The sequence below is a fragment of the Shewanella cutis genome, from assembly GCF_022410515.1.
GTDB classification, from domain to species: Bacteria; Pseudomonadota; Gammaproteobacteria; order Enterobacterales; family Shewanellaceae; genus Shewanella; species Shewanella cutis.
The window spans coordinates 145742-166772 of record NZ_JACSDI010000007.1; the positions used below are offsets into that span (position 1 = coordinate 145742).

A 21031-nucleotide genomic window follows, 5' to 3' on the forward strand; every position below is an offset into this window, starting at 1 on the left:
CCCGCTCCGGCGGGTTTTTTATGACTGCAAAAAGGCACTCACAATGAAAAACCTAGACGGGCAAGAAGAACTTAATCAACAACAGAATCAAGGCCAAGACCTAGACGACGGTGTTGATGCCATCAGCTTATTTAACGAAATCACACAGGACTCTAACGACTCCGGTAATTCGGTTGATGAGCTGGATCAAGAGCAGGATACCGAAGCGAAAGAGCAGCCAGACGATAAAGGCGCAGATGCCGGCGAAGGCCAAGCGGCAACTGATGACCCTTGGTCCTCTGCGCCTGAGGCTTTACGCAACGAATATCTAACGCTCAAACAACAGCACCAACAGCTTGAAGCAAATCATCGCGCCAATGCCGGCCGCGTCTCTGCATTGACTAAAAAACTCAATGAAGTGACTGCAGGGCTGAAAGCGAATGAGCAGGCTAATGGTGCAAATGCGAACAGTGCAAACGGGTTGCCAACAGCCGACGACTTGAAAGGCAAATCATTTGCCGAAGTTGAAGACGAGTTCCCCGAATTAGCCGCATTCGTTCGCAATCAAGTTGATGCAGTAAAGCAAACATTTCAGCAGCAGCTAACGCCGCTTGAAGAAATGCGCGCCCAGCAAGCACAGGTGCAACAGCAAGAGGAACTGCAAAACCAGTTTCAAGCGCTAGCAACCGTGCATCCTGATTACCTGCAAATTTCACAAGACCCTAACTTTCACCAGTGGGTGGCTTCACAGCCTTCTACTGTGCAGGCCATGGCTCAGAGCGATTTTGCAGATGACAACATTGCACTTCTCAACTTGTACAAAGGCACTCGCCAAGCGCCCAGCGCGCCAGCGTCCAAGCCTAAACCCCAAAGCACGTTAGCAGATCACGCCGAAATCCCGCGCAAGGGCGCAGGCAAAGCGGCGGCTGATTCTGATGACGTTGATCCAGTTGCTTTATTCAATCAAATCACAAGTAATTAAGGAGTTACATCATGGCGAATAACTATGGTGACATTGGCGCGCGCGTTGGCGTGTATGCCGAAAAGAAAATGCTTGAGCACGCAGAGCCAATCTTAGTGCTTAACAAACTGGGCGATCATAAGCCTATGCCTAAAAACACCGGTGAAGTGATTAAGTTTCGCCGACCAATCCCGCTGCCAGCAGCGACCACGCCCATTGCCGAAGGCGTGCGCCCCGCAGCGACCAACTTCCGTTACGCCGATGTGCAAGCCACGTTGCAGCAATACGGCTCATGGATGCCAATTACCGACAAGGTAGTTGACTTACACGAAGACCCAGTGGGCTCCGATATGGCAATGATGGCAGGTGAGCAAGCAGCCGAAACCGTTGAGCTAATCACCTACGGCAAGCTGATTGCCGGCACTAACGTTGTTTATGCCAACGGCGCAGCCCGTAACGCGGTAAACACGCCTCTGTCAATCAAAGTGCAGCGTTTAGCGGTACGTACACTGATGGCGCAGCGCGCGAAGCGTATCACCTCAATTTTAGCCGGTAGCCCTAACTATGCGACCAAGCCAATTGAAGCGGCTTACGTGGCGGTATGTCATACGGACGTTGTATCTAGCGTGCGCAAAATGCCCGGCTTTACTCCTGTGGCAGAGTACGGCAACCGTCAACCCATTTGCGCCGAAGAAGTGGGCTCAGTGGAAGATGTACGCTATATCGCATCACCTCTGTTTAATCCTTGGGTTAACGCTGGCGGCGCGCATGGCAGTACAGCGGTAACAACTGGCGGCACCAATGCCGACGTTTACCCTGTGTTGTTTATGGGCGCTAAAGCGTTTGGCTGTATCCCGTTAAAAGGAAGCAAGGAAGCTGGCGGCGCGATCAAGCCAATGGTGCGTAACCCTGGCTCGCCCTCACACGGAGACGAAATGGGTCAAAACGGTTCAGTCGCGTGGAAAACATGGTACACCGCTTTGATCCTCAACGACGCATGGTTAGTCCGTGGCGAAGTTGCGGCATCGGTAGACCCAACCTAACCAATCAGTAAGCACACAAAAGCCCTCGCTTAATCGCGGGGCTTTTTTATTTCAGCTTTGGAGAACGACCATGAAATTTACTAGCAAAGACAGCACCGCAAAACTGATTAAATTCGCCGCTGATGATCTTGGCATTGATTTGACAGGCAAAGAGCGCACCGAAGTGATTGCCGAAATGAAGAAGGTTGACCCTTCATTATTCGATGACACCAAAACAAATGCTGACCAAGAACTTGGCGATGCGGACGAGCAAGGCACCGGAGACAAGGAGCTTACCGCTGTCACGATCAACATTCACGACAACAGTGGTGAAGATGAAGAAGTTGATAACTTCGTGCAGGTTGGCGTCAATGGCACCATGTTTAAAGTGATCAAGGGCCAAGATGTGCGCGTCCCCGCTGGTGTTTACGATGTGCTTAATAACGCCATCGAAAGCCGTTTTAAGAACGTAGTCGATAAAGAAACTAAGATGAAGTCTTTACAGGAGACCAAGGTCAAGCGCTGGCCCTTTAGCGTCATTGAAAAACACTACGACTAATAGGGTGCGCTATGAACTTTCTAGAGCTGTGTGTGCGCGTGCGCGAGGAATCTGGCGTTTCTGGCACTGGGCCAGCGTCAACCGTTAATCAGGTTGGCGTACTGGCTAAAATTGTCGGCTGGGTGCGTGATGCCAATAACGACATTGAGAAGCTGAAATCTGAATGGCGTTTCCTGTGGCGTCGCGCGCTCACGGTGCTAGTGGTCGGCAAGCAAAGTTACAGCCCACTCGAATTAAATGTATCAGAGCTTAAATCGATGCAGCGCATTCGTGTAGGTGACACGATTCTGCGTGAGATTGACTGGAATGAATGGGTTGAATGCTACGAGCTGCAGACGGGGCAAGGACTGCCGCAAGTCTTTGCTATTGCACCGGATAACCGCTTTTACTTTTATCCTGCCCCAGATACAGCCTATAGCGTGACTATCGATTATTTCAGTAAGCCAGCGCGCTTAGTGAATGATGCTGACGTTCCGCAGATGCCAGAAGAACACCACGATTGCATTGTGCAAAAGGCGCTCATGTTTTACGCCCACTTTGAAGAAGATCAAGCGTTATACCAATTGGCCGCAATGCGTTATGAAGAAAAGCTATCACAGCTTTGCAGTGATCAACTGCCAAGGATGGGATTTGCGCGGGGGCCGTTCTAATGGCTTTTACTCCTGCAGCTCTTTCATTGCGTGGTGGTTTAAATCTGGCCGATAGCGATAGCGATATGAAGCCAGGCGAATGCCGTGAGTTAGTTAACTATGAGATTAACACCTCCGGCCGCTATCAGCGGGTAACAGGCTTTGAGCGCTTCGATGGCAGACCGTCGCCGTCAGCAGTGCGCGTTGTTGACTTGGCAGGTTTTCCATTTGAAACAGATGAAGCCGCGCTTGCTGCGCTCAATGCCGAGGTTGAAACGAGGCGCGCACTCATTACTGCAGTGCCGGGCAGCGGACCCGTTATCGGCGTGTTTATGTTTGCTGGCATTGTTTATGCGATGCGTAACACCAGCGACGGCAACGCGGCCAAGCTTTACCGCGCTACATCTACCGGTTGGGCAGAGGTTACAACGCCAGCGCTTTTGCCAAATGGCCGATTGTTCACGCGGCAAACCAACTTTAGCGGCAGCTCAGGCACGCTTGAGATTATTGGCGTAGATGGCAAGAATAAAGCTTTCCGCTTTAATGGCACCACGTTTACCCAAATAACAGGCCCCATTACGCCAGACGCACCAATCACGCTTGAGGTATTGCCAAGCCAAACGTTACTACTTGGCTACCGTGGCGGCTCGTTTGTGTTTAGCGCCGTTGGCGACCCCACTAAATTTAGCAGTGTGGACGGTGGCGGTGAAATCGCGGTGGCCGACGAAATCACCGATATGCAGGTGCAAGCCGATAATACTTGCGCCATTGGTTGCCGTAACCGCCTGTACATGCTTTACGGCAGCAGCAAGACGGATTTTCAGCTAAAGAGTTTAAGCACAAAAGTTGGCATGCGCACAGCTACCGCACAAAGCTTAAGCGATACGCTATTCCTCGATGACCGTGGTTTAACCATGCTGGCCCGTGTGCAGCAGTTTGGTGACTTTGCTCAAGCGACAATCAGCCAAAAGGTGCAGCCGCTACTTGACCAATACGCTGGCCGCGATATGTGCAGCGTGACGATTAAAACCAAAAACCAATATCGCTTATTCTTTACCGATGGCAGCGCCTTGTTTATCACGCTGGCACCGGACGGCGCGCCACAATTCACCCAAGTAAACTACGGCGTGCCTATACGATGTGCATTCAGTGGTGAAGATGCTTTTGGCATTGAATCGGTATTCGTTGGCGCCGAAAACGGCTTTGTGTATCAGCTAGACAAAGGTTTTAGCTTTGATGGACTCGAGTACGAGAGTTACTTACTTACTGGCTTTATGCACTTTGGTAGCCCAGAAACTAAAAAGAAATGGCACAAGCTGGTGATTGAATGCGACAGCGTGACCGAAGTATTAATGCACGCCATAGCTTACTTTGACTTTATGAGCCCTGACACACCAGACAGTGAGTTGATTGTCGGTTCTGGCAGCAAGTGGGATTTATCCGAGTGGGACAATGCTACATGGGGCAATGGTTCAACAAACTGGGCTGATATGTATATTGCTGGCGTATCGCGCAATATCGCATTGCACCTGAGTAACACCTCCAAACAGTTGCCGCCGCATATCATTTCAAACCTGTATTTGCACAGTAAACCCGTAAGCCGCAGGCGCTAACAAAGAGCCCGTAGGCGCTAAGGAATGTCATGACTCAATTAAGCTACTGGCAAGATGCTAGCCCGTTTGTGACTGGCACTACAGTCCGTTCCGCACCAATGAACGCCAAGTTAGGCGGTATCTCGGCCAATTTGCAGCAAATTACCGCGCAGATTAACGGCTTTGTGGTAAAGCTACCGCCTAACTTTGTCGGTAACACCGAAATTCCGCTACAGCCATACGCTGACACGCTGTTATATATCAATAAGCAAGGCAACATGGATTTGTTGCCAGCAGCGCAATTAATCCTTAATGCCAGCCATGAATTAACCTTTGTCACCAAATCAACCAATGCGATAAGCGTGAATGGTGATAGCCATAACCAGTTTATTACTTGCAACTACGTAAAGCCTGCAAACCCGACCGAAGCACAAAGTAAAGTGCTAGTGACAGTTGGGCGCAGCTTAAGGACAGTAAACGGTGATCCGGTTGTGGCAACGGGCAGCATCATCTTTTTAACCGCGGCTACCGATGCAGAATTATGGCTAGTGCCAGATACCGCGCAAGGCGTGACAATCCTATCGAGCGGAACGCTACGGGCTTACGGCCAAAACTCGGCAATTGCACTAATTAGCCTAAGCGAAACCGTGTGGCTAATGGTTGGGGATATTTACCCCAGCGAAGTGATTTTGCCGTAAGCGAGCCAATATGAGCGAACCAAACTCACCTAAAACAAGTGGGCTCACCCAAGCGCAGGCGCTATTTGCGGTATTAGCAGGCGCAGCACAAGCAAGGCGTGAGAGGGTTTATTATCGGGATGGTGTTTTAAAAAGCACGATTTACAGCCCTGTAAAATGCTTTGATGATACAGGTGCAATGTCTTATTCGACTGACATTAGTGTAATAGGCGGAATCAATTTATCAGACTTAGATTATGGATTAATCAATTACTCCGTTGCGGTAGAACTGATTGCTAAAACAGATCCAAAAGAAGTTGATTACGGGGTAGTAACTTACGCTGTTAGCGTAATCAAAAGTGGATTAGTTAAAACGTCTATAAATGACGCTGGTAAAGTTAGCTATAACGCTTCGGTAGTGGGTTTTGTAGGTGTAAAAGCAACAGATGCCGATACAGGAAAATGTACTTATTCAGTTGGAGTAATAAAGTTATGAGCGGATTAAGTGTTGACGCTAAAGCTTATGGTAAATTTAAATTAATTGTAACTCATTCTGATGGTAGAAAAGAAGAATCATCTGAATTCTCAAATCTATTACTTAACAATGCTTTTAGTAATACTTCAGCTACCGAATTTACTTATTGCGGAGTTGGGACAGGCACTACCGAGCCTACTGTTACAGATACAGCATTAGTTAATAGAATTGGTCCTATTTCAAGCAGTGCAAATGGAAGTTCATCAGAAATACCAACAACGTGGAGTGGCTCAGTAGCTACCGTCGGTAGAAAGATGGTTTACTCTTTTGCTTTGGGTGCTGTAGTTGGGAATATATCAGAAATAGCGATTTACAACTCTAACGCCACATTGTCCACAATACTTGTTCGAACATTAGTAAAAGACACCAATGGAAACCCAACCTCCATAACGCTAACAGCGTCGGATCAATTAAGTGTTGAATATAGTTTTTTTGTTGAAATTGAAACAAGACAGCCAGCTCAAACTTTAACTATAGGCGGCGTTAATTACCAAGCAAGCGTTATTGTTGGATACCCAGAATCATACGCATCTAGCAGCACAAAAGAAGCATCTATAATACCTACTAGATACCCTTACGCAAACACACCCACTAACGGATTCTTTTTTAAAGAAGTAATGACAATTCCACCAACTGGAACAGCTGCAAGGCTAGATACTGGCACAGGAAATAGGGTGAATCTAACAGCCAGTTCAACAACTGACAGAAGTGTAGCCGGAGTAATCAAAGAGACTATTTCATGTACAATACCAACAACGACGCAATTACCGAATGGAGCAAGCATAGGTTTTTGCATAATATATACATCTGCTAACGTTGCTAATATAGCGATAGCATTTGATCCGCCGCTACCAAAAAATAATACAGTTGGATACACAGTATCACTATCATTCTCAATCTCCAGAAAATAGGAGTTTATATGATTCCTGAAACTGGATGGAGTGATGATAAGCAACTTAACGCGTTCGCCACTTACGGCATAACCAAGCCGCAATATACCTCAGATAATCCATTCGAGCTTGAGTTAGGGCCTGAACAATTAAATGCCAGTGGCGGCAATATTAAGGCTGCATGGTGGCTGTTTGAATATACAGGCAGCGAAGTTACCGCCAGCAAACATAATGGCGCCGTATTTGAACCAGCAACATCCGTTTTTTTAGTTGATAACATTAAGAGATTGGCTGCTACATTTGACCAGCTTGGTCGGCCTATGGTGTTTTTTGAAACACTGGATAATAAGTTAAAGTTATATTGGTTTAATCCGGTATTAGTTCAAAATATTATTACTGAGTTTGGCGACGGCAATTATCCTTATGCAACATTTGATATTCGTTGGGATACGTCTAATTCGCGCAGCGATGTAATGCTGTTCTATATGCGCTCTGGTGCGATTTTTTACCGGATGCAGCGGGATAGGTATTCGATTGAATACGCAACGCCCGTGACAGCGGACGCTGTACTTGTAAAGCAAGCTGATATGGCAGTAGATTACCGCTTGCAACTGCTTTACCGCTATCGAGATAAAACATACAACCCAAGCGAACCGATACCGCCTATTGTACTGCCAACTAACGGGCATTTTGCTTATCTGCTCACTGGTTATCAAAGCGCGATAGAGATTGAGCAAGCTGATGCGATTAGCGCCAATCAAGCGTTTAGCATTGCCTTTACGCTTGATAATGTTGACGCCATCAACAGCAAATCAACCCTGTTTAGCTATGGCAATAAACTGCAAATGGCTAAGGTTTCACTGTGCTTTAGCGGAACGCAGCGCGACATTGTGGAGCTGAATTACTTTGGCTATGTGTTTCAGCGTAAAATTGCATTTGGCCTGCAGGATGGTGACTGGCTTATTGAGTTTTACCGGTTAACAGGCAGTGGTACAAACGATTCGATGCGCATTAGCTGCAAACCCAAAGGCAGTGATATTTATCAGGTTTACCACATTGATGGCGCAATAAAACCGACCAATACCGCTAAAGGCGAGGTGCTGCGCATAGGTAGTAGGCCAAGTTACGGCGAGCGCGTTTACAATGTGCCTGGCGATACTGGCTCGGGTTTTGCGCCTGATAGTGAATACGCCTTTGGTCTGCGCGGCGTGATAAGCAATATCGAGCTACATACAGCGATAGCAGGCGCGCCAGTGATAAAGCTACCCATGGTAAAAGCGCAGAACGAGGCGCAAATCTTGCTTGATGCTGCTGGCTTGCCGCTAGCTTTACCCGCCGCGCGCATTAACGACTACAAGGCGGCAAACTGGCAGTTTATTACGCTATAAACACCTTGAATTAAAATCTAATGGGTATATGATTTTTCTATCGTGCCAAAGGTGTTTATTTGGCCTGCCCATCTGCTTTAAATCATCTCTACTCACTTAACTGATAACTTTTTAAATCTCATTCTTCGAGGTTCATTTGCCATGCAACAAATTAAGCCAGTGCAGACGATTCAGCCTGTGGGCATTGGGCAACTGCCTGCGCCTGAAAAGCCACAAAACAAGCCCATCTATCCGATTAAACCAGAGCAGCCAATCAATAAGACGCTTCCCTATGAGGGGCAGAATGCGTCCATGATGGGCAACGTGGATAAAGCGGGATTTGGCTTTGATGGTAGCACTACTGGCGGGTTAATGGGCAAAGCGCAGCAGATGACTACGTCAAGCCAAAGTGCGCCAAGCCCATCGACTACAAACCAAGTGCCTGTAAATCAAGTCCCGCAAAAGCCCGGCACTCAACCAACAGGTGGACTCGAAAACTCGGCAACAACGCCGACTAATGCAACGGGCACACAGTCAATTGATAACAGCCAGTACGCCGTTACCGCACCAACGCCTGTGCAAAACACCTTCAAACCAAATGAATATAACAGCGTTGGCACTAACGGCGTTACCAGCGATAAGCAATACCAGTACGATCCGCGCAAAGAATCATTGGTGCAAAACCAAATTACCGGCTTGCTCGACCCTAACAGCGACATTATGCGCAAAGCGATTGCCAACGCGCAGGGTTACAACGCTGCCCGTGGTTTGCAGTCAAGCTCTATCGGTAACGAGGTGGCTTTATCGTCAATGATTGATAAGGCACTGCCCATTGCGCAGCAAGACGCACAGACATACAACCAAGCGCAAAGCCAGCAATGGCAAACACAGGCGCAGCAAGACCAGCTAAACCAAAAGAATCAGCAAGACGCGGCAATGGCTGACAAGCAAGGCGCGATTAATAACCAACTGCAAAATAATCAAATGGGTTGGCAAACTGGCGAGAAGAACACCGATCGCCAATTCCAAGCGCAGCTTGAGGATTTAAAGTATAAGCAGCAATTGGGCACGCTCGATAAACAGCAGTCGTTACAGTTAGTACAGATGGAGCGCAGCGCGCAAATTCAAACTGAACGTGATGCTGTGCTGCAAAAGTACAGCGTCCAGCTTAACGAACTGCAAAATGACCAGCGTTGGAAGGAGCTTAACGCGCAGATTGAAGCCAACTTTAAATCACAGGCATTAGGCTTTGATCAGCAAACCAAGATGGAATACGGCAACGCCCAAAGCACTGCGATTAACGCAGCGATGCAAGCCATCGGTATGGCAATGTCAAACCCCAATATGACGGCAGAGCAGCAAAAAGCGGCAGTTTCTAACATCATGACCTCGTTACAAAACCAAGCCAGCATGTTGGCAGTTATTTATGGCGCAAGCGACGGCCAAATGCCGCCTAAACCAATCGTTACGCCTCCACCTGCTACCGGCAACACTGGCGGTACTGGGTCGACTGGCGGCACGGGTGGGGGAGGTTCGACTGGTGGAGGTACTGGCGGTGGTTCATCTGGTGGCGGTGGAACGGGTAACGATGATCGCTATAACCAACAAATGAGATAACCATGATCCGCACTGCCACTCACGCCGACCTAAAACGAATCTTAGAAATCGGCAGAATTACCCTAGCCAAAGCGCCAAGTTATCCGGTTGAAATGGACGATACCAAAACCAGCTATATGGTGCGCCGCTGCATTAGCGATAAAAGCATGGAGGCATTTGTTGCGGTAGTCGATGGCGAAGTCGTGGGCTTTTTGCTGGCAATGCAAGAGGAGCACTGGTTTAGCAAGGACTGTTACGCCACAGACTTAACCTTTTGTGTGCTACCAGAGCATGCAGATCAAGCCGTCTGGCTTCTGCGCCGCTTTATCCGCTGGGCTAAATCATTCCCCAAAGTGAAAAGCATTTTACTCGGTGTTAGCTCTGGCCTTGATGCTGACGGACGCATAGGTCAGTTATACGAAAAGCACGGGCTTAACTTAGTCGGCGGTTTTTACAATCGCATCCTTTAACTAATCCATACATCTATTAATCAAATTATTTGATAGGAGGCAGTATGAGCGCTGTCGGCAAAGCATTTAAAAAATTGCGTAAATTTGCCCATAAAATCACAGGGACTTTAGACCCTGTTTTCAAATGGGTTCACAAGAAAACCGCCAAAATCCGCGAAAAGATTGAGAAAAGCCCCATCTTTAAAGTTGTGGCCGCAGCCGTGCTTATCTACTTTGGAGGTGCGGCCCTTATTGGGGCCATGAGCGCAGGCGGCACGGCGGCAGGCGGTATTGCTTCCGCTTGGGGTGGGGTGCAAGGCGCTGGCACGGCGCTAATGTCTGGCAACTTAGCTGGTGCTGGTTCTGCAATTGCAGGTGGTTGGACTGGGGCTGCTGGCGCAGCGGCTGGTGCTACTGCAGGCGCTACTGCCGGAGCCGCAAGCGGTGCAGCCACTAGTGCAACAACCGCAGCAACAACCGCTGGTGTTGGTAGCGGTGTTGGCGCTGGCTCTGCTTCACAGATTGGTGCAGGCATTTGGGGCACTGGTGCAGGGGCAGGAGCCGCAACCGGAGCAGGTACGGCGGTTGGTTCTGGCGCCACGCTAGCGGCTGGACAAACGGCGCTGATCAATGCAACTGGTGTTGGTGCTGGCACGGCAGGCGTCACCGGTTCGGCTGTTGCGGGTGGAGCTGGCGCAGCAGCTGCAGCAGGCGCGGCAGGGGCCGCAACTGGAGGCGGCTTGCTTGGTGGCATGAGTGCTGGCCAAGCCATGTTATTAGGCACTGGAATCCAAGCCGGAACGCAGCTTATTGGCGGTGCTATGCAGGGTAAGGCGGCTGAAAAAGAAGCCGAAGAAGCCCGCAAGCGCATGACTTACTGGGGCGTTGATGGCGAAGGCAATCAAACCGATTTAAATATCGGCGGCTTGATGGGTAAAGTGAATCTTGCCCCTATGGCTAGCATTGCACCCGCAGGCATTAAACCCGCTTGGCAACCGTCAACGCTAGACGACTTAACTAACTCGGTGGGCTGATTTATGGCAAAGAGTATGGCTATGCAAGCTAAACCAATGAATGCGCCTGACGACGGTGAAGATTTAACGCCAGAGGAAGAAAAGCAGCTAGCCGAGGCGATGAAGGTTGCCCAAGTGATTATTCACGGCGAAGGGCAAACGGGTGACCAAATCGCTGCGATGATCAAAGATGCCGAGGATATTGCAAAGGGCATTGGTAATGCTATCGCAACGGTGATCATAGCCGTGAGTAAGCAAATGGAATTTAGCGACGATATTAAGCTTATTTTTGCCATGGAAATCTTTTTTGAACTATCAGGATTGGCCGTTGAAGCTGGCGCGCTAGCAAACGATGAAATCAATGATCAGTTTATTGATACCGCTATCAGCCAAGCTTATAGCGCTTATATCTCAACTAAAGAGGCCATGGGCGAGCTTGATGTTAACGAGCTAAAGCAGTCAGTTGAAGATGCAACTAAAGAAGGCGAAGCGTTGGGCATTGTGCCAAAGCAAGGTGCACAACCAGCAGCGCCTAAAGGGTTAATGCAACGTGCCGCGCAAGGGGGTATGTAATGTCTCTATTAGTTGGATTAGGCCAAGGCTTAATGGGCGCTGGTCAAGCGATTAGCCAAGGGCTTTATGCTTATGCCATGGCGATGCGTGACGATGAACGCGAACGGATGCGCGAAGCCAGCATGGAAAAGCGCTGGGCTAAAGAGGACGAGCGCATTGCAAAGCAAGATGCCCGTTATGAGCAGCAGCAAGCCAAGGAAGATCAACGCTACGCCGAGCGCAGCGCTAAAGAGGATGCTCGTTACCAAGACTCGGTAAAATTCCGCGAGCAAGATGCTAACCGCGCCAACGCCCGCGAAGGTCGACAGGACGAAAAGCAATCAGCCGCCATGCTAGCCCAAGCCTTAGAGCGTCTTGACTCCATCAAGAACGATAAAGCTAAAGAAATTCAAGAAATGTTTGTTGACCCGATGACCAAGCAAGTCACTGACCAAGAAGCATACCGCGCAGCTATGGCAGATCTAAACAAAAGCTATCTGCAGGACGCTAGCAGGATGGTGCAGCAAAGCGGCATGAGTGAGGCTCAAGTCAATAAGTACGGCTTTAGCATGTATTTGCCGGAAGCCGAGCCTGAAACCAAAACCGTGATCGAGCCGCAAATGTCTGCGCAACCAGCGCAACCAAGCTTTGATATTGGCGGTTGGGCTAATGGCGTGCGCCATCCACAAGCACAAGCACAAGCTAGTAGCGCAATGCCAAAGCAAGGCGAAACTAAGCGTGATATGGCAATGGACTTTTTATTGAACGACCGTGGCGAAATCACACGCAAGCCCGGGCTGTTATCGCCAGATACTATCTCGCAGCAAAATGAATACCTAAAGCGGATGCGTGAAAACGGCATTCAATCCGCCTATGGCGCTTCAATGATGCCACGCTAAACAATCAGCAAAACGTTATTAACCCGTCCATGTGACGGGTTTTCTTTTTTTGGAGTCTGAACAATGTCGCTACTCGGCTTTGACCCTAACAAATACCGCACTACAACCACAGCGCAAACTAAACCACAAGAACAAGGCCGCTTTGGTGATGTGGTGGACTCATTTCAAGCGGGGGCCGCTTCTGGCTTAGGCGGTATCTTTGACTTTGTTGGGGCCGATGGTATTGCCAAGTCACTGTATGGCATTGCTGATAACCAATACAACCAAATGTCTAGCCGTGGTCAAGAGGCCATGGGCAAACAGATGTTTACCGAAAACGCGCAAGGCGAAACCGAGTTAGGCGAGGGGATGACAGACCTTGATACGTGGTTGTTGCAAATCGCTAACGTCGCGGGGCAGTTTGTGCCTACCGCAGTGCCAGGCGCAGGCGCAGCAGGTTTAGCCACTAAAGCCCTAAGCCTTGGTTCTACTGGCGCAAAGGTCGCGCAAGCGGTAGGCATGGGCGCAACTGGCGGCAGTGCGGCGACTGGTCAAGCCATGGAGCAAGCGCGCCAAGAAGTGTTAAAGATGCCAGATCAAGTACTGGCAGATTCAGACCTGTTCAAGCAGACCTTCCTAAATATTGATGCCCAATCACCCGATTTAGACGATGTAAGCAAGTGGAACCAAGCAAAGTCACAGCTTGCAGAGCAAGTTGCCAGCGAAGTCCGTAGCGACCCAAAAGCGCTACTAGCCAACTTTGCCGCCTCTGCCATTGGTGATCCGATTATTGGGCGCGCATTAACGGGCGTGCGCTTGGCAAAATCCGGCGCGTTTCGTAGTGCATTAGCGGGTGGTATTACCGAGGGCGCAACCGAAGCCACACAAGCTGGGGTGAGTCAATATGCAGTGGATAACGTGCTATCGCAAATAGACCAACGTGATCCAATGGCTGGCGTTAAACTTGCCGCGCTTAACGAGGGTGTTATTGGCGCTGGCTTTGGTGCTGGCGCTGGAGCAGTTGGTGGCCTTGCTAATCGCAATCCTGCTAACCGTGAACCTGTTAACTCTCAACCCTCAAAGAATCCTGCCGCCGATCCTATTCGGGAAAGCAACCCAACCGTAGCCGGTGCTATGGATGCCGACGCACAGCAAGCCGCTGACCGCAAAGCTGATATGGACAGCATGGCGCAAACAAGCCAAGCGCAGCCATTACAGCAACCTAATTACGATCAACCCACCGCTGCACGTCGTGCTGGCATGGGTGACACTATGCAGGCTGGCCGCTTTGGTGATGACGTTATCGCCAAAGACAATGCAATGAAGGGCCGCAGTTTTCCAACTGTGCCAGAACAGTTCAATAAGAGCCCACTAACGCAAGCAATGGATACCGTGCAGGGGCTTACCGATCAGCGCCGTGAAGGGGAATGGTTACCGCCAGAAGGTGAAGGCCGCAGCCCTGTTACTGGGCTATTATCGGCGCCATTTATCGACGGCGAAAACCTAAGCCGCCAGCGCACGCGCGACACGATGGCCGCGCAGCCAACTAACCTTATTGGCCAGTCGGATACCATTTTTGCTAATGATGGCCGACCTATGCAGGCGGCGCAGCAATTTGCAGACAATACAGCGCGCCAAACCGCAGCACAGCCCAAGCAAATCGCCGACAAGGGAGTTATCTTTGCGCCTGATAACTTTTCATCTCAATCGCAGGGTATCAATGTCAAATCGAACAACACGCCATTTGCCTCCGCTAAGGAGGCATTAATCAGCAAAGGCGCTCGTACCGCTAAGCGTGAAGGTGCAGAGATTGAATCGGTTAAGTTGGATAATGGCTTTGGCTGGCGCGTAGTGCCTAAGGTTGAGCCAGAAACAATAGAGGGCATCAATAATGCGCCAATGGATACAACAAGCACAACAGGCGCAGGCAATATCGATGCAGGAAGCGCAGGAACTAGACCAGTTTCTGAGCTACAACGACCAAGCGCCGAGCAAGTTTCAGACAGTTCCGAAACACCTCGAGCCAACGGTGCAGAGGATATTCCTGTTAGAGCTGAGCAACAAACAACGCCTACTGCACTAACTAATGCTGAACCCGCACAAGACCTCGCAGGCGACAAGATAGATAACGAGTGGACCGCCTTTGCCACTGAAACGGGCACGCTGAATATTCCCCGTTCTGAAATGCCACAGATTAAGGCTGAACATCGCGGCGCTATGGTTAACTTTATGAAAGCCCGTGGCGTTGAGCATACTACCGAAGAAGTACCAGCCGACTCGCTTAAACCAACGCAGGCAGAGTTTTCACCCGCCAAAGTGAAAAAAGCCTTAGGTTTTGAAGGTGGCGACCGTTCAATTTTGGTATCGAGTGATAACCATGTGCTTGACGGCCATCACCAATGGCTGACCAAGCGCGAGAAGGGCGAGCAGATTAAAGTGATCCGCCTGAATGCGCCGATTAAAGAGCTAATCACTCTTGCCCGTGAGTTCCCAAGTTCTGAAACGCAGGCTGGGGCAACACCAACCGTTGAGCAAGCCGATGCCAAAACAGCCGACACGCCTGCTATCCTGCGCACCTCTAAAACCAAGTGGGTACAAGCTGAGATTAAAAAGCAGGGCTTTAAAAAGGATTCACCAGGCTACAGCGATGCAGTAACCAAGCTCAACGACTCATACGAAACCGAAATTGATAAAGCCCTTTCCGAGTCATCCTTTGAAACTTACCAGCAATTTAACAGTGATACGCCAGAAAGCATCAACCGCATGGCCTATGCCGAACTGCGCAAAGAGTTTGGTTTGGATGCGCCGGAAGCAAACACAGAAAAAACAGTAACTGAACAACCTAAGGCTACAGAAGCAACTAAAAAACTAAAAGCCAAAACAGAACCCAAAGCAGTAGATGATAGTGATCAGCTGTCATTCTTCGATAAACCTAGTGGCGCTAAAGCCAGAGGCGCTAATCGTGGCGCGCGCTTATTCACTCAAGCCGAGGCGCAGCGTGCCGTTGATGATGTAATGAAGCGCTTATCCGGTGCAGCGGGGATCAGGGTTAACCTATTTACCTCACAGGATGAATTTTTATCACGCTTCAACGTGCCAGCCATGGCAATGGAAGGCCAAACCATTTACGGCGCCTATGATGACAGGCGCAACAGTGCTTACTTGATCCTCGATAACTTCAAATCCATTGACGAACTGCGCTCAACGCTGGTGCATGAGGTGTTAGCTCACGGCGGCTTACATACCGTGATCGGCGCGCAAAAGTATCAGCAGTTTATCAACAAGCTAAATTCAAGCCGCAGCCGTAAAGAGTTTAAGGAGCTTTGGGCACGTATCGATAAGGATTACAAAGGAGCATCCGATGCCGTGAAAGCCGAGGAAGTCTTTGCTAACTTTGTGCAAAATCAACCAGAGCGCGGAACGGCTAAGGCGTGGTGGTTTGAGTTGACTAAATGGCTGCGCCGTCAGCTCGAGGGGTTGGGGATCATCAAGGCCAACATTACCCGCAATGAAATGGAAGATATGATGAAGGCCATTGTGCGCGGATTTGATAAGCGTAAACTAAGGATATATAAGGCGCAAAAATTACTTGAGCGTCACAGCAAGGAGCGTCAACGCAGAGGCATGGGTGAGATTAGATTCAACAAAGGGGCAAGGCCACTTTCATTTAGAGATTACACCGTTTCACCAGAGGGCGCTAGATTTTACGGCAGATCATACAGTTCTAACGATTCAGAATATAAGGCTACCGATTTTATTGATGATTTTGCAGGAAACAAAATAGAGCTAAAAGACGTTTATGAACTAGATGTTAAAGCTGATAACTATGGCAGAATAGTTATAACAGACCAAGCAAATAATTATTTTCAACTAACTATTTCTGTTAATGAAATATTCGACAAACCAACAATGAGCCCTTATTTAGAGGTCTTATCAACTACTGATAATCCAAAAATACACGGACGAGGATCAGTAACAAGAGCATATTTAGAAGGCTTGAGAATAGCGCAATCTTACGGTCTTGGCTGGAACTCAGACACTATACTTTCTGACGCATCCGTAAATATGTACGAAAGGCTAACTAGGATGGGTATTCCCTTTGAACTGGGCGACTATTCAAGTAGCTATGAAGTAAGCGCGGAAGCGTTAAGCAAAGTTGATATAGATTCCATCATCGATTCAATGGGTACAGGCCCAAGAAAAGATGTAAAAAAAACCGACATTCGTTTTAGCATGGCTTTCGAGGATGACACCCGCACCGCCAAACAAAAGCTTGGGCTCGAGGAAGAAGCCGAGCAAACACTGAAAGAGAAGATCACCGAGAACTACCGCAATACCGCCGACACGCTTAAGCAATCAAGCTTTTGGAGCCGCTTAAATGAAGGAATTTTCGACGGTTTGCACGGTATCAAAAAAGCCGAAGAAGCCGCGGGAATTACCGACCCAAATAAGATGGGTTATGTTTCTGCCCGTTTAGCCTCAGGTTTATCGGACGTATTGCACGGCGTTTTACACTACGGCGCGCCAATGTGGAAAGACGGCATCATTCAGCGCAAGGCAGACACGAAAGGATTGCTTGAAGTGTTTGGCATGTTGCCTGATGGCGAGTTCAATAACTGGCTTGCATGGATGGGCGCTAACCGCGCCAAGCAGCTTAAAGCCGAAGGCCGCGAGAATAACCTATCTCAAGCTGATATTGACGAGTTGCTAGCCCTTGCCGACGGCAAAGAAAAGCTATTTGAAGAAGTGCGCGCCGAGTACAACAAGATTAACTCGGCCGTGCTCGATGTTGCCCAAGGTGCAGGACTTATCAGCGCAGAGCAGCGCGCCGGTTTTGACGAACAGTATTATGTTCCGTTCTTCCGTGAGCAAGATGTCGATCCAGAAATGCAGGATATTGCCTCGATGGTTACCGCGCCATTCACCAAGAAAGGCATTGCAGGCCAGAACGCCAAAATCAAAGAGTTGAAAGGCGGCAAGCAATCCACCAAAGACCTGCTTGAAAACATTATCTTGCGTCAGTCAACCATGCTCGACGCTGCGCTAAAAAACAAAGCCATGCTAGAGGTGACTAATAACTTAAGTGGCACCGAGTTTATGACCGAAGTCGATAGCCCTGAGTTTGCCAAACTGAGCCAACGCGAGCTTAACAGCATCCAGCGAGTTAAAGTGATGCGCGATGGTCAAGCGGTAGCTTATGCCGTTACCGATCCTGCATTGCTGCGCGGGTTAATTGCGGTGAATGATGTGGGCAGCCAAGCGCTGTTTAACCGCATGGGACGAGGCGCCAAACGCTTTTTAACGACTGGCATCACCATGTCGCCTGACTTTATCTTTAAAAACTTTGTCCGCGACGCGGCGCACGCATGGATGATCAACAAAGATGATTTCAAGCTAGGCACTGACTCAATTAAGGGATTGAAAAAGGCATTCAAAGAGGATGAAGCCTACCGCGATTTAATATTCAGCGGCGCAGCGTTTCAAGGCGGGTATATTCACGGGGCAGATCCAGAAGCGTCCGCGCAGCAAATGCGCCGTGCTCTGGCTAAGAAGGGATTATCGAGCAGGCAGATTGACGGCTACATGGGCAGTTTAGTCACTAATGGCAAGATGTTGCTAGAGAAGTATCGTAACGCCAGCGATAAGGTCGAAAACGCTAACCGGCTATCAACCTATGAGGCAGGCTTAGCCGCGGGTAAGTCTCGCCGTCAAGCCGCCTTTGAAGCTAAAGACCTAATGGATTATTCACTTAAAGGCAACTTTGCGCTAATCAGTACCATGATCGACTTTCTACCGTTCTTCAACGCGCGCTTGCAGGGTATGTATAAATTAGCCCGGGCATCAGCCGCTGGCGAAAATGATAAAGTGCTTAAGGTACTGTCAGCAAATTTGGCGGTGAAGGGCGTTAAGGTGGCCGCTTTCTCGCTGGCACTTGCCGCGATGAATGACGATGACGAGCGCTATCAAGAATTGCCTGACTGGGATAAAGACGCCAACTGGCATTTTTGGATAGGTGATGATCACTTCCGCATCCCTAAGCCGTTTGAACTTGGGATTATCTTCGGCACCCTACCTGAGCGCTTACTTGGCTTTGGCACAGGTTCGCAGACCGGCAGCGACCTAGGTCGCGCCGTGGGCAATGCTGTATTTAACACTATGGCATTAAACCCAATCCCGCAAATTGCTTTGCCAGTGGTTGAAGTGATGACCAATAAGTCATTCTTTAAAGGCACTGCAATCGAGGGCATGGGCGATGAGCAGCGTATGCCAGGCGACCGCTATAACGCTTACACCAGCGACACCGCGCGCGAATTAGGGCAGCTATTAAACGTTAGCCCTAAGAAAATCGAGCACTTAGTTAATGGTTATGCTGGCACATTGGGCGGCTATGTACTCGCTATGTCCGATATGATGGCGCGCCAGATACTTGGCCGCGAGAGCGCCGAAACCCCTATCAGCCGCTACCCAATCATCAAAGCCTTTTACGGCGGCGATGCACCAAAGGGCAATACTTATTATCAGAACGAGTTTTACAAGGCGCTTGATGCGGCTAACCAAGCATTTGGCAGCTATAAGCGCGCAGCCGAGGAACAAGACTCAAGCCGCATGATGGAAGTGCTTGAAGATAACCGCGATAAACTCGGCGTGCGCATTGCGCTTAACCGCGTGCAGCGCCAAGTGTCAGCGCTTAACAAGCAAGCTGAGGTAGTTAATAACTCAAGTGCTAGCGCCAGCGAGAAGCGCGAAAAGCTAGACGCCATTACACGCCAGAAGAACGCGATTTATCAAAGCGCGTATATCGGATTTAACCTTCGGGAGTTTTAAGGGATCGGCCAAGGATGGCTTAATTTGAAAAAGGAGAATTAACCAGAAGCAAGCAGGTGACAAAATGCCTACCGCAAACAGACAACAGCTAAACAACCAAGAATATGAATCGGTTAACGCCTTATTCTCCATAGATGTGGGTAAGCCGTTTTCGATACAGAATCAATCAAACGAACCTTACCGCCTGCATTTTGGCCCAACTAAACCAAGTAATAACACCGCTGCTTATCGCATTATCCCCGCTGGCTTTGAAAACCTTTATTTTGTCAGTGAAGGCAGCGAGCAATGCTGGGTATTTGGTAACGTTTACATTCACGCGGAGGAATAGCCATGGGCGGCTACTTTGGGAAGAATGGCGGTGTAGGTGGTGGTAGCGTATCTAGCGGAGATATTGCAAAATATTTAAGTTATAACCCAGACTCAAACCGCATTGAGTCGAGAAGGGCAATCGAAACCACCCTGAATAGTTTTTATCTAAGTGAACTGCACAAAATCAGTTCTGGAGCAGAGAACGTATTCTTCACTAATCTAAACAGCGGAGTAAACTTCTACCCAGCATGGGGTGGCCTTAAAAACCACGCCATCGTTGAGAACCGTGGAGCAGATGGAATAGTTAGACCTAGTATTCGTATCTACAAGGATATGATTACAGTTAAGCCCTACGGTGACCCTGCTGGAGTTGGCTCAGTCGCCTACGGTAAGGCCGCTACTATGCTAGGCAACCACTCTGTGCTGGGTCAAGAGTTTATTGTGACAGAACCAGTGGCCGCGAGTGACTGGCTAATATATCAGGTATGGTATGGTTCTGATGATACTGGTGTGCAAGCATACGAGCAGAAGTTTACTGGTACAGCTTATGCTGCAGGCGCTACGGTTAACTGGTGGTTTACTCACCCAGTAGAAGGGCACCAAAACACCCCTATCTATACTTGTATAAAGATTGCTAAGGGTAAAGAAGACGCAGAGAAGAGACTGCTCCAAGTACGTCCTTCTACCTTAAATGCTGCTAATCATTACTCTAATATCCGTATCCGTGAATTTTATGATATGCCAATCCACGGATACACTAAGCAGGTAGAAGAGGATGAAATTGTATTCCTTCCTTGTGACCATGCTGTAAATCCTGAAATTGTATACCCTTACGTCCCCATATGGTTCCAATTCGGCAATACTATCGAGCGCGATCAGTATTTCCAGAATAACCCCGGTGAACTTCAAATCGGTATATGGATTGATGATGGTATAAATTATGCTCAGTGGGATGGTGTTTCGTGGAATGCTCTGCCATCAGAAAAGACCGTAAAGCTAACAGTCCCTTTAGCGTTTAAGTCTAACTTCAGGGTATATGACTATAAGACTACGTTCTCTAGTACAGCTAAATGCGTGGTTGACTTTACTGCCTATTCCCAAGGTACCGTAACCATGGGAAATGCGGGTGATGATATAGAGTTCACTTATATTACCGGTGAAGGCTGGTATTTATATGACCGTGTGTCGAATGTAAAAG

General features: G+C 48.9%; 17 protein-coding genes. All 17 read left to right on the top strand.

Going from position 1 to position 21031, the window contains the following annotated elements:
• The first annotated feature begins 43 nt into the window (after positions 1–43).
• A complete protein-coding gene (locus tag H9J30_RS11945) occupies positions 44–961 on the top strand; it encodes a hypothetical protein (protein ID WP_240131235.1) in 918 nt (305 codons plus the stop codon).
• Positions 962–972: 11 nt separating this feature from the next.
• Positions 973–1983: a N4-gp56 family major capsid protein gene (locus H9J30_RS11950; protein WP_240131236.1), complete on the top strand. Its 1011-nt coding sequence runs from the start codon at positions 973–975 to the stop codon at positions 1981–1983.
• Between the two features lie 70 nt (positions 1984–2053).
• Positions 2054–2521 carry a hypothetical protein gene (locus H9J30_RS11955; protein ID WP_240131237.1) on the top strand — a complete coding sequence of 156 codons (468 nt, stop codon included), beginning with the start codon at positions 2054–2056 and terminating at the stop codon, positions 2519–2521.
• 11 nt (positions 2522–2532) lie between these two features.
• Complete coding sequence (locus H9J30_RS11960; protein ID WP_240131238.1) at positions 2533–3171, top strand: phage adaptor protein; 639 nt, start codon at positions 2533–2535, stop codon at positions 3169–3171.
• Positions 3171–4763, top strand: a complete 1593-nt coding sequence (locus H9J30_RS11965; protein ID WP_240131239.1) for a hypothetical protein — start codon at positions 3171–3173, stop codon at positions 4761–4763. The genes H9J30_RS11960 and H9J30_RS11965 overlap by 1 nt, the downstream gene beginning before the upstream one ends.
• Before the next feature lie 29 nt (positions 4764–4792).
• The gene (locus H9J30_RS11970) at positions 4793–5440 is read left to right on the top strand and encodes a hypothetical protein (RefSeq protein WP_240131240.1); all 648 of its coding nucleotides are present in this window, start codon (positions 4793–4795) and stop codon (positions 5438–5440) included.
• Positions 5441–5450: 10 nt separating this feature from the next.
• Positions 5451–5915, top strand: a complete 465-nt coding sequence (locus tag H9J30_RS11975) for a hypothetical protein (RefSeq protein WP_240131241.1) — start codon at positions 5451–5453, stop codon at positions 5913–5915.
• On the top strand, positions 5912–6865 hold the full coding sequence (locus H9J30_RS11980; RefSeq protein WP_240131242.1) for a hypothetical protein: 954 nt from the start codon (positions 5912–5914) through the stop codon (positions 6863–6865). Before H9J30_RS11975 ends, H9J30_RS11980 begins: the two co-directional genes overlap by 4 nt.
• Before the next feature lie 8 nt (positions 6866–6873).
• Positions 6874–8232, top strand: coding sequence for a hypothetical protein (locus H9J30_RS11985; RefSeq protein WP_240131243.1), 1359 nt, complete (start codon positions 6874–6876; stop codon positions 8230–8232).
• Between the two features lie 141 nt (positions 8233–8373).
• Positions 8374–9828, top strand: coding sequence for a hypothetical protein (locus H9J30_RS11990; protein ID WP_240131244.1), 1455 nt, complete (start codon positions 8374–8376; stop codon positions 9826–9828).
• Between the two features lie 2 nt (positions 9829–9830).
• Positions 9831–10277 (top strand): GNAT family N-acetyltransferase, encoded by a 447-nt coding sequence (locus H9J30_RS11995; protein WP_240131245.1) that lies wholly within the window; start codon positions 9831–9833, stop codon positions 10275–10277.
• A 44-nt stretch (positions 10278–10321) separates the two neighbouring features.
• Positions 10322–11290 (top strand): hypothetical protein, encoded by a 969-nt coding sequence (locus H9J30_RS12000; RefSeq protein ID WP_240131255.1) that lies wholly within the window; start codon positions 10322–10324, stop codon positions 11288–11290.
• Between the two features lie 3 nt (positions 11291–11293).
• Positions 11294–11842 carry a hypothetical protein gene (locus H9J30_RS12005; protein WP_240131246.1) on the top strand — a complete coding sequence of 183 codons (549 nt, stop codon included), beginning with the start codon at positions 11294–11296 and terminating at the stop codon, positions 11840–11842.
• A complete protein-coding gene (locus H9J30_RS12010) occupies positions 11842–12720 on the top strand; it encodes a hypothetical protein (protein ID WP_240131247.1) in 879 nt (292 codons plus the stop codon). The genes H9J30_RS12005 and H9J30_RS12010 overlap by 1 nt, the downstream gene beginning before the upstream one ends.
• 63 nt (positions 12721–12783) lie before the next feature.
• Positions 12784–19524: an LPD38 domain-containing protein gene (locus H9J30_RS12015; RefSeq protein ID WP_240131248.1), complete on the top strand. Its 6741-nt coding sequence runs from the start codon at positions 12784–12786 to the stop codon at positions 19522–19524.
• Between the two features lie 64 nt (positions 19525–19588).
• A complete protein-coding gene (locus H9J30_RS12020; RefSeq protein ID WP_240131249.1) occupies positions 19589–19852 on the top strand; it encodes a hypothetical protein in 264 nt (87 codons plus the stop codon).
• A 2-nt stretch (positions 19853–19854) separates the two neighbouring features.
• Positions 19855–21031, top strand: a 1177-nt coding sequence (locus H9J30_RS12025) for a hypothetical protein (RefSeq protein ID WP_240131250.1), incomplete at its 3' end; no start/stop codon positions are given.